The sequence below is a fragment of the Psychrobacter sp. AOP7-B1-24 genome, from assembly GCF_052376215.1.
GTDB lineage: Bacteria > Pseudomonadota > Gammaproteobacteria > Pseudomonadales > Moraxellaceae > Psychrobacter.
This window is the reverse complement of the sequence record NZ_JBQSVL010000014.1, coordinates 54,159-63,398: the sequence shown is the minus strand read 5'-3', so window position 1 is coordinate 63,398 and position 9,240 is coordinate 54,159. Positions and strand designations below refer to the sequence as shown.

The following is a 9,240-nucleotide window of genomic DNA, read 5'->3' as shown; positions in this document are numbered from 1 at the left end:
ATCATTAAATAATGATAAACCCTTTTTTATTGAAGACTATGATAGCTATTTGCTTTCTTTTTGAGTACTGTCTTTTTCAATAGCCTCTTCTAGTTCTTCGCCTTCTAATAAGGCAAAAGAAGACTCAATAATTTTGTCTGCATCGAGCTGATACTCATACCAGTTGCCCATAATGCCTGCTAATTCATCAAGACCTTCTTTCCTTAGTGCTGAAAATAGTTGAATGGTGCAATTCAAGCCAAGTTCTTTTAGCCTTTTGCGAGTATTTAGCAAGGCGTTTTTGGATGCACCATACTTCAGCTTATCTGCTTTGGTCAACAAGATGTGGACAGGTAGCTCGCCATCATTTGCCCAACGTAGCATTTGCTCATCAAAGAATTTTAGTGGATGACGAATGTCCGTCATAAGTACCAAACCTGCAAGACTTGTGCGTGATACTAAATATTCTTCTAACTCAACCTGCCATTCTTTTTTCATCTCAAGCGGCACCGCTGCGTAGCCATAACCAGGTAAATCAACCAAGCGTCTATCGGCATCACCGATACTAAAAAAGTTAATCATCTGCGTACGTCCAGGTGTCTTAGACGAACGTGCCAATTGGCGCTGATTGGTCAAGGCGTTAATGGCAGAGGATTTGCCAGCGTTTGAACGACCAGCAAAGGCGACCTCTAACCCCATGTCAGGTGGGCAAAGACGAAAAGTAGGTGCTGACATCATAAATTCAGTTTGTTGAATTTTTTGACGGGATTTGGTATTGAACAATGTATGTTCGGTGGCGACGTCTGTAAACGGGGTAGTCATAAATGGCTCATTACTCTTCAAAAAGTTGAATATGGTCGTAAATTTTCAGTTAATTGGGTGTGAAGGCAGTCGTTTTACGTTACTGACCATTCTATACTATTAGTGGTCTTACTTATTGAAATAACTGTGATTAGCAGCATTATATAAATCATAAAAGACTCTAAATTTAATAAATCATAATGGTAAGTGAGTGGTGTCCTCAGAAAATGCATTACCAAAGCCCAACTATATTTATCTGTATTTAAATGACATACATTGTTACAATCTTTACTAAGAAATATCAAAAGGAGGTGCTCTATGTCTTCAATCACCACACTTTTAAGCAAGACTTATCGTAATTTAGTAAGTTGCAGTGCAGTATTATTATTAAGCAGTATCATTATGGCAGGAGCTAATGCTGCTGATATTGCCACTACCTATGATAACTCATGTGCAGCCTGTCACGATAGTGGGGCGTTAAATGCTATCAAAAAAGGTGATAGTGCGAAATGGCAGCAGCTTATCGAGCAAAAAAGCATGCCAACGCTCATCAATTCCGTTAAAGGTGGTATGATCCAAATGCCTGCGGGTGGTCTGTGTGACAACTGCAATGACGACGACTATCGCAAGCTTATTGAATACATGAGTGAATAGTAGGTTTGTGGCTTCAATGAGATAGTTTGATCATAAAAATAAAAGCGCTAGGTTTTTACCTTTTTGCGCTTTTTACTTTTTGTAGTGAGGTGAGTTTGTTCAGGTTACTTAGAAGCTTATATGGTTAGAAAAACTGACGATGTAACGATTAAGTAGGCAAATGCTACAAAGTCTTGCTATAATAATCGAAAATAAACCCTGATGTTAGTAAGTACTTTCAGACTGTTTGTGTACAAGACCTTAAATTATATACCTACTGTGCTAATTATAGGACGGTTTGTATCAGGCGTCTTATCAGTGCAATCACTCTTAATAATGCTTACGCCGAGCTAGTAGGATTTGTATCAATGAAAAAGTTAATCGCTGCTGCCAGCTTATGCGTTGCAAGTTTCAGCGTACAAGCTGCTATTGTTGTTCCTGAATATGATGTTAATGCTGGTAAGGAAATCGCAGAAACTGTCTGTGCTGCTTGCCATGGTTTAACGGGTGTTAGCGTTGTCCCTGCCCAGCCTAACTTAGGTGGCCAAAACGTAAAATATCTTTACAAACAGTTAGTCAACTTTAAAACGGGCTACCGTAAAAACGGCATCATGCAGTCACAAATTGTTGATTTGTCTCAGCAAGATTTGGCCAATGTTGCAGGTTATTATGCCAGTCAAGCGCCTTGGGGTGTAGGTTTTGGTAATCCTGTAACCAACGAAGAAGCCTCTAAATTATTTTTAGGTGGTGATAAATCGCGTGGCGTCATCGGTTGTGCTGGTTGTCACGGTCCAGATGCGGCAGGTAATACTTGGGCTGCATTTCCAAAGCTTGGTGGCCAACACGCAGCATATATCTCGACTCAGTTGAAACTTTTCCGTGCCGCCGGTCGTGTTGATGATATCGATAGTGATGAGCAAAAACGGATCAATGATGCAGCGAAAGAAGGTGAGATGGGTATGATGCAGACAGTTGCATCGAAACTATCAGATACTGATATTCGTATGTTGTCAGATTATATCAGCGCTATTCATTAATTTATTAATGCTATACATGAGAGCGTAATACCTATTTGGTAGAGGGTATTACTAAGTACTAAATTGTATGTCTTTCATTGTTTGATTATTAAACCCCGATTTAGGGGTTTTTTTATAACTGTTTGCCCCTTATATTGTAGAGAGAGTGTCGCCATAAGCTTGCTTATAGGTGATCATTATCGTTATAAGTTGTCGTTATTCACTTTATACCAAACTTCAAAAGTATAATTAGTCGTGTCAAACACGTTCAGCCTACGAGGCGTAGTACTTGTGTTCTTGGCTACTCATATTTTTGTTGATGGTATTAGATCGTTTGGATTTAGATTATGATGATCCGTTATGCTTCTTATTTTATCGCGGCCTTATTACCGTTACTTTTATTTCGATGGTTTGCACCTGCGTCTATTGGCGAGATTGATTTTTGGTTACTTTGGCTATTAGCAATGGTGTTGGTATCATTGCCAGTCGTTTACGCTGAAATAGCGTTAGCCTACCGTAGTATCGAAGCGCCATTAGCTGGGATGCAAAAGCTGACTCGTGAAGCAGATGCCAGTCCAATATGGCGTAGTTTTGGTTGGTTGGCAGCATTGGTATCTATTGTTATTGCCGCATTAGTCGTATCTGGTGCCAGTACTGGTATATTGGCGGCATTGACTGAACTTAATAGCTCACCTGCTGTGCCCGATTTTGCAGTTGCGGCAGGTTTGATGGTTATTGCTTTACTGTTAAGCTTGCTTGGTGTTGCGCCTTTGCCGATTGGACTGGGTTTGATGGTTGTCGGTTTGGTCTTGGGTGTGGCAAGTGGTTTGCCTAATATTGACTTTGCTATGACCGATATCAGTTTGAGTGAATGGGCACGTGCAGTCGCACTAGCACTCGTCAGTGTTGGCGCAGGAACGGGTTTATACTGGTTTGGTCAAAACCTAGTAACCAAAAAGACGGCCACAGCGGTAGACGTAGACAATTATAATGCGCAAAATCCTGTACGCAGTCATGCAAAGGGTGAGTATCGTGCAACCAGATTGGTATTACCGATTTGGATATTGCAGTTGGCCGTTGGGGTGATTGCGCTGTTTATTAGTGGAGTGGCGTTGCCACCGATTGGCAAGCTGTTATATTGGATAGGAGTGCTATTTGTAGTTAGCTATTTGCTACACTATAGTACTCAACAGTTAGCACATAAGTTTGGGTTGTTGATCAGCTTAGGATTAACCTTGGTGCTCGCATTAGTGCTAGTAGTTGTTATCCCAACTATGTGGTTGGTTAGTATTTTGGTCGTTATTAGTAGCGTGACAGTATTATTGTTATCAATATTTGCTGGTTGGCAGATGAAAATAAGTCATCTGCGAAAATCGTTGAACTTTGGCAATGAAGCATTTTATAACTTATGGCGGATAGCGATACGTTTGGTAGTACCAGTCGCATTGTTGCTAGCTTTGACAGGTTGGATGATGCAGTGGATAAGCTAATAACAGAAAGCAGTAGTGTTGATACAAATAACGTTGATACTAAGAATGAGGTTTGGCAGCCTGAGCTGATGACCGTGTATTTGGCCTATGCTGAAGATGAGCTGCGTCAGCACTATATAGCGTTACAGGTCAGCCATAACACCAGTCTGTATGATGTACTGAAGCAAGCAGGCTGGCTGGTACAGTTTCCAGATTTAGCAAGGTGGTGTGATGAGGTAATGGATGTGGCTACACCGGCAGCAAGGCGTTGGCATATAGGTGTTTATTCACAAAAACAACCACTTAGCTATCGCCTACAGCCGTTTGACCGTATCGAAGTATATCGTAGCCTAAGCGCTGATCCCATGTCTCAGCGCAAGAATAAATCTCAAGGTTAAGTGTGTAACTGGCAAAACCAGTTGGCTGTTATTTTTATGAAGCTGGAAGGCTTTCTATGCCTTCGATGCGACTGACCAAACCGTTGTCATCAAAATAAACAATTAAATGCTGACTGGCATTTTTGACGTCAGCGATACCATTGCGGCTGCCTTCTGTCCCTGCTTTATAGTCGTAAATATAGTCCCAACGTTTAGGCTCAAGGGTGTCTTTAATGGCTGGGCTACCAAGAATATAGAGTACTTGATTTTGATTCATACCTACTTGCAGGTTTTGCGCTTGCGCCTGAGTAATGGCAGTGCCTTGTGGCAAATCAATCTTATAAACACTCAATAATGAGCAGCCAGACATAGCAACAGTAGCGCTAAGCATACTGGTGATGACAATCTTGCGTAATGTGCTTGTAAGGCTTAACGAACGAAAAGTTAATGTCTTTATCATGGTAAGATGACTCATAAGAAATGAATTAGGCGCAGCCAAAGTTGCATAGTGCTCGTTTGACCGATAATCTTGGACAAATGATACGTCATTTACTTGCAATTTCCTACCACTTACGACATTATTTACCAAATGCTAACTGAGTAATGATATCATTTATATTTTAAATTCATATACTTGCATAGAGAATATTTGCAGAATAATAGGTTAGGAATTCACTCAGAGTAAGTCAGTTTGTTATTGTTCAAATGCTTTTTATACAATAAAAATAACCGCTGATGCTTATTTATTTTATATTTTTGGTTCTTTATTTGCTAAGACTGTCACAGTCAGAAGGGATATTATGGCTTCTTTTACCAATCAAGATTTACGTAAAGCTGGATTAAAGGTCACGTTACCTCGTATCAAGATTTTAGAGCTACTCGAAAGTGCAGCGTTGCATCACATGAGTGCAGAAGAGGTCTATAAAGCGTTGATTGAACAAGGTGAGGATGTGGGGCTTGCGACTGTTTACCGAGTGCTAACGCAGTTTGAGCAAGCTGGAATCGTCGAGCGTCACAACTTTGAAAATAATTTGTCGGTATTTGAGATTACCCAAGAAGGCCATCATGATCACTTAGTCTGTGATGTGTGTGGAAAAATCGTAGAGTTTCATAATGAGGCGATTGAGGCGGAGCAATTAAAAGTAGCCGCCGAGCATGGCTTTAAATTATCAGGTCATTCCTTAGTGCTGTACGGTATCTGTGATGACCAGGAATGTAAGGATAGTGTAAAGTAGTTATGTTTCAATAGTTATCTCCGATTTTTGATGGCTACCTAAGAGTATTGGCTCAGATAAATGTTGTTTTTATGCCTTGTATCAAAGTTTAAAATAGCAAAAAGCCCTCATTATTCTGATGAGGGCTTTTTTATGAGGGACACGCCCTAGTTTAATTGATAGTTATCTACGTGATATCTAATGATAAGCTATCGGCGCCTTCATCTAGATTGGCTGTACCATTTTTGCTACTAAGCTTAATTTTTAGGCGCAAATCGTTAGGAGAGTCAGCATGAAGAATGGCTTCTTTATAAGTGATCTCTCCTTGCTCATACAGGTCAAATAAGGCTTGGTCAAAGGTCTGCATACCACTATCTCGTGAGCGCGTCATGACACCTTTAATTTCATGAACTTCACCTTTACGAATATAATCACTGATGAGCTGTGAGTTTAATAAAATCTCAATGGCTGCACGGCGACCTTTACCATCAGGGGTTGGGATGAGTTGCTGAGCGATAATAGCTTGCAAGTTAAGTGACAAATCCATAAATAACTGGTTGTGGCGATTTGATTCAAAGAAGTGAATAATACGATCAATGGCTTGGTTAGCATTGTTGGCATGTAAGGTTGCAAATACTAAATGCCCTGTTTCTGCATATTGAATGGCGTAGCTCATAACCTCACGGTTACGAATCTCACCAATCAAGATAACGTCAGGTGCTTGGCGCAAGGTATTTTTTAGCCCTGCTTCAAATGAGTGGGTATCAATACCGACTTCACGCTGCGTCACAATACAACCACGATGTTGATGTACAAATTCAATAGGATCTTCGATGGTAATAATATGACCATGAGAGTTTTGATTACGGTGTCCTATCATGGCAGCGAGGGTCGTAGATTTACCAGTCCCCGTTGCCCCTACTAGTAGAATAATACCGCGTTTTTTCATAGCCAGTTCTTTTAACGCTGGTGGTAAACGCAGTTCTTCAACGGTAGGAATTTTATTTTCGATCTTCCGTAAAATCATTCCTGCCATATCACGCTGTATAAAGGCGCTGACACGAAAGCGTGCTTGCTGTGCCTGATCAGCAATGGCAAACTGACATTCGTTTGTTTCTTCAAACTCTTTTACTTGGCTTGGCGTCATGACACCTTTCACCAAGCGCATGGTTTGCTCTGAGGTCAAGGGGGTTTTGCCGACAGGTAGAATTTTCCCATTTACTTTCATGGAAGGTGCTACATCAGCGGTAATAAAAAGGTCAGAGCCATTTTTATTGATCATTAACTGTAATAATTTATCAATGTCCATATCGTACCTGTACTGGATATAAATCGATTAAAAAAAGATCTAAAGTCATGTTTGAAAGATCGCTAATAACGAACAATAAAAATAGGCCTACAAGAATGCATCAGGCTGTTTGGCGTACGGACGAGCAACGTCTTTACTGATAGTGCCTTTGGATACTAGATTTTTTAGTGTTTGATCAAGTGTAATCATACCGTCGCCAGCACCTGTTTGAATAGCAGAGTACATCTGAGCAATTTTGTTTTCACGTATCAAGTTACGAATCGCGGGCGTACCTAGCATGATTTCGTGTGCAGCAACACGTCCACCTGCTTGACGCTTTAGTAGGGTTTGCGAGATAACCGCTTGTAGTGATTCTGATAACATGGCACGAATCATGTCTTTTTCTTCTGCAGGAAATACGTCGATGACACGGTCAATTGTTTTAGCAGCTGAGCTGGTGTGTAGGGTACCAAATACCAAGTGACCAGTTTCGGCAGCAGTCAATGCCAAGCGAATAGTTTCAAGATCACGTAGCTCACCAACCAGAATAACATCCGGATCTTCACGTAGCGCTGAACGTAATGCAGGTTCGAAACCTAAAGTATCACGATGAACTTCACGCTGATTAATCAGACTCTTTTTGGAGTCATGAACAAACTCAATCGGGTCTTCAATGGTCAAAATATGTTCTTTACGGCTTTCATTGATATAATCAACCATGGCTGCTAGCGTTGTTGATTTACCAGAACCTGTTGGACCAGTGACTAATACAACACCACGCTTAAAGTCTGAGACGCGTTTGAATACTTCACCCATACCTAGATCTTCCATCGTTAATACTTTGGAAGGAATGGTACGAAATACGGCTCCAGCACCGCGATTTTGATTAAAAGCATTTACCCGAAAGCGTGCTAAGTTAGGAATTTCAAAAGAAAAATCCGTCTCATAAAATTCTTCAAAGTCAGCACGTTGCTTGTCATTCATGATGTCATAAATAAGCTGATGCACGACTTGATGGGTCATCTCTGGCATATTAATACGTGTCATTTCACCATCGACACGAATCATAGCGGGCATACCGGCTGAAATATGTAAATCTGATGCTTTGTGCTTAACGCTAAAGCGTAGCAAATCTTCGATGCTTAAATTATTTTTTTCAGCCATAATTAGGTATTCCTATCAATCAATAAGGGTAGGACAAAAGAGCATAAAATTGCGTGGTCAATAACCAATAAAAGGTTTACCTTAAATCAGTTATGATAATAGAAAATAAGCCAAGGCTTTTACCATTACTACTATATTCAGTAGTATATGTTAAACCATGTAACAATATAATAACAAGACTGTCGACATTTAACCATCTACTAGGCTAAGAAAATGTAAATTAACCATTCACACATTTTATGGACGTAGGTGTGACTATGATATTGTTCGATGATGAAGAAGGCTTGTGGCAAGTTTAACCTTGAATAATAAATAATATTGGCAAAAACGTTAAGAGTCATTGATTGAAAAATGTTCAAATTATCTTTGAGAGTGTTATATGAATAAGAGTGAAAATAATATTGATCAGCCAGGTTTGATAGAGAACTGGCGGCAAGTCTGTACTCAAATGTCTCAAGCGTGTGATCATGCGGGACAACAAGCCAAGAGTGTTACGTTATTGGCTGTTTCTAAAACAAAACCTGCGGATATGATAGCTGTCTTAGCGCAGCAAGGGCAGCGTCATTTTGGTGAGAACTATCTACAAGAAGCCATTGAAAAAATGAACACGCTAACATCAAAACCTGAAAGCCAAGATATTGTTTGGCACTATATTGGCAGTATTCAGCGTAATAAGACCCGCGATATTGCTGAAAATTTTGATTGGGTGCAGACAGTAGAGCGTGACATCATTGCCAAGCGTTTAAATGACCAACGTCCCGCTGAGCTACCACCGTTGAACGTGTTGATTCAATTAAATATTGATAACGAAGAAAGTAAGTCAGGCTGTTTGCCAGACCAGCTATCTGAATTGATAGCTACCATCAAAGGATATGAGCGGCTAGAGTTGCGTGGATTAATGATTATTCCTGCTAAGGCAGATACTGATGCTTTTTCTCGTACCAAGCAGTTGTTTGAAATGGTTAAGCAAAACCATCCAGAAATCAATGCTTGGGATACACTAAGCATGGGTATGAGTGGTGATATGAAAGAAGCAATTGCTGATGGATCGACGATGGTACGTGTTGGTACGGCTATTTTTGGTGCAAGATCTTAAACTAGAATGTGTTTATAGATTCATGGGCTAAGGCAGGTCTTCAATTCAATCGATAGTCATCTGAATAGAGCAACAATGGCTAGATATTGCTAAACATCATACAATAGCTGGTCAACACGCCCTAATATTATCTGCGCTATTTTCTTGTTTGACGGTGATTGGTCTCATCGTTATCAGCATTTTTAAAATGACGACAGGCCCTA

The 9,240-nt window shown here is 40.3% G+C and carries 10 protein-coding genes; 6 read left to right on the top strand and 4 right to left on the bottom strand.

The window, feature by feature from the left end; all coding sequences use genetic code 11:
• Positions 1–45: 45 nt before the first annotated feature.
• Positions 46–801, bottom strand: coding sequence for a ribosome biogenesis GTP-binding protein YihA/YsxC (yihA, locus tag ACT3QP_RS05095; protein WP_444524702.1), 756 nt, complete (start codon positions 799–801; stop codon positions 46–48).
• Positions 802–1,098: 297 nt separating this feature from the next.
• On the opposite strand from yihA, the gene ACT3QP_RS05090 reads away from it, so the two are divergent.
• The 4 genes from ACT3QP_RS05090 to ACT3QP_RS05075 all read left to right on the top strand — a co-directional run bounded on the left by ACT3QP_RS05090 (position 1,099) and on the right by ACT3QP_RS05075 (position 4,296).
• Entirely contained in the window at positions 1,099–1,434 is a 336-nt protein-coding gene (locus tag ACT3QP_RS05090) for a c-type cytochrome (RefSeq protein WP_444524701.1), read from the top strand.
• A 347-nt stretch (positions 1,435–1,781) separates the two neighbouring features.
• Complete coding sequence (locus ACT3QP_RS05085) at positions 1,782–2,450, top strand: c-type cytochrome (RefSeq protein WP_192519145.1); 669 nt, start codon at positions 1,782–1,784, stop codon at positions 2,448–2,450.
• 326 nt (positions 2,451–2,776) lie between these two features.
• Positions 2,777–3,919 carry a hypothetical protein gene (locus tag ACT3QP_RS05080; RefSeq protein ID WP_444524700.1) on the top strand — a complete coding sequence of 381 codons (1,143 nt, stop codon included), beginning with the start codon at positions 2,777–2,779 and terminating at the stop codon, positions 3,917–3,919.
• On the top strand, positions 3,907–4,296 hold the full coding sequence (locus tag ACT3QP_RS05075) for an RnfH family protein (RefSeq protein WP_318779526.1): 390 nt from the start codon (positions 3,907–3,909) through the stop codon (positions 4,294–4,296). Before ACT3QP_RS05080 ends, ACT3QP_RS05075 begins: the two co-directional genes overlap by 13 nt.
• A gap of 34 nt (positions 4,297–4,330) precedes the next feature.
• On the opposite strand, the gene ACT3QP_RS05070 is transcribed toward ACT3QP_RS05075, so the two are convergent.
• Positions 4,331–4,750 carry an outer membrane protein assembly factor BamE gene (locus ACT3QP_RS05070; RefSeq protein ID WP_192519147.1) on the bottom strand — a complete coding sequence of 140 codons (420 nt, stop codon included), beginning with the start codon at positions 4,748–4,750 and terminating at the stop codon, positions 4,331–4,333.
• 325 nt (positions 4,751–5,075) lie between these two features.
• Between ACT3QP_RS05070 and fur the strand changes: the two genes are divergently transcribed.
• On the top strand, positions 5,076–5,510 hold the full coding sequence (gene fur, locus ACT3QP_RS05065) for a ferric iron uptake transcriptional regulator (RefSeq protein ID WP_192519148.1): 435 nt from the start codon (positions 5,076–5,078) through the stop codon (positions 5,508–5,510).
• Between the two features lie 166 nt (positions 5,511–5,676).
• Here fur and ACT3QP_RS05060 read toward each other — a convergent pair whose 3' ends face one another.
• The gene (locus tag ACT3QP_RS05060; RefSeq protein ID WP_444519133.1) at positions 5,677–6,798 is read right to left on the bottom strand and encodes a PilT/PilU family type 4a pilus ATPase; all 1,122 of its coding nucleotides are present in this window, start codon (positions 6,796–6,798) and stop codon (positions 5,677–5,679) included.
• A gap of 87 nt (positions 6,799–6,885) precedes the next feature.
• On the bottom strand, positions 6,886–7,941 hold the full coding sequence (locus ACT3QP_RS05055; protein ID WP_192519151.1) for a type IV pilus twitching motility protein PilT: 1,056 nt from the start codon (positions 7,939–7,941) through the stop codon (positions 6,886–6,888).
• A gap of 379 nt (positions 7,942–8,320) precedes the next feature.
• Between ACT3QP_RS05055 and ACT3QP_RS05050 the strand changes: the two genes are divergently transcribed.
• Entirely contained in the window at positions 8,321–9,037 is a 717-nt protein-coding gene (locus ACT3QP_RS05050; protein WP_444524699.1) for a YggS family pyridoxal phosphate-dependent enzyme, read from the top strand.
• The last annotated feature ends 203 nt before the right edge of the window (positions 9,038–9,240 follow it).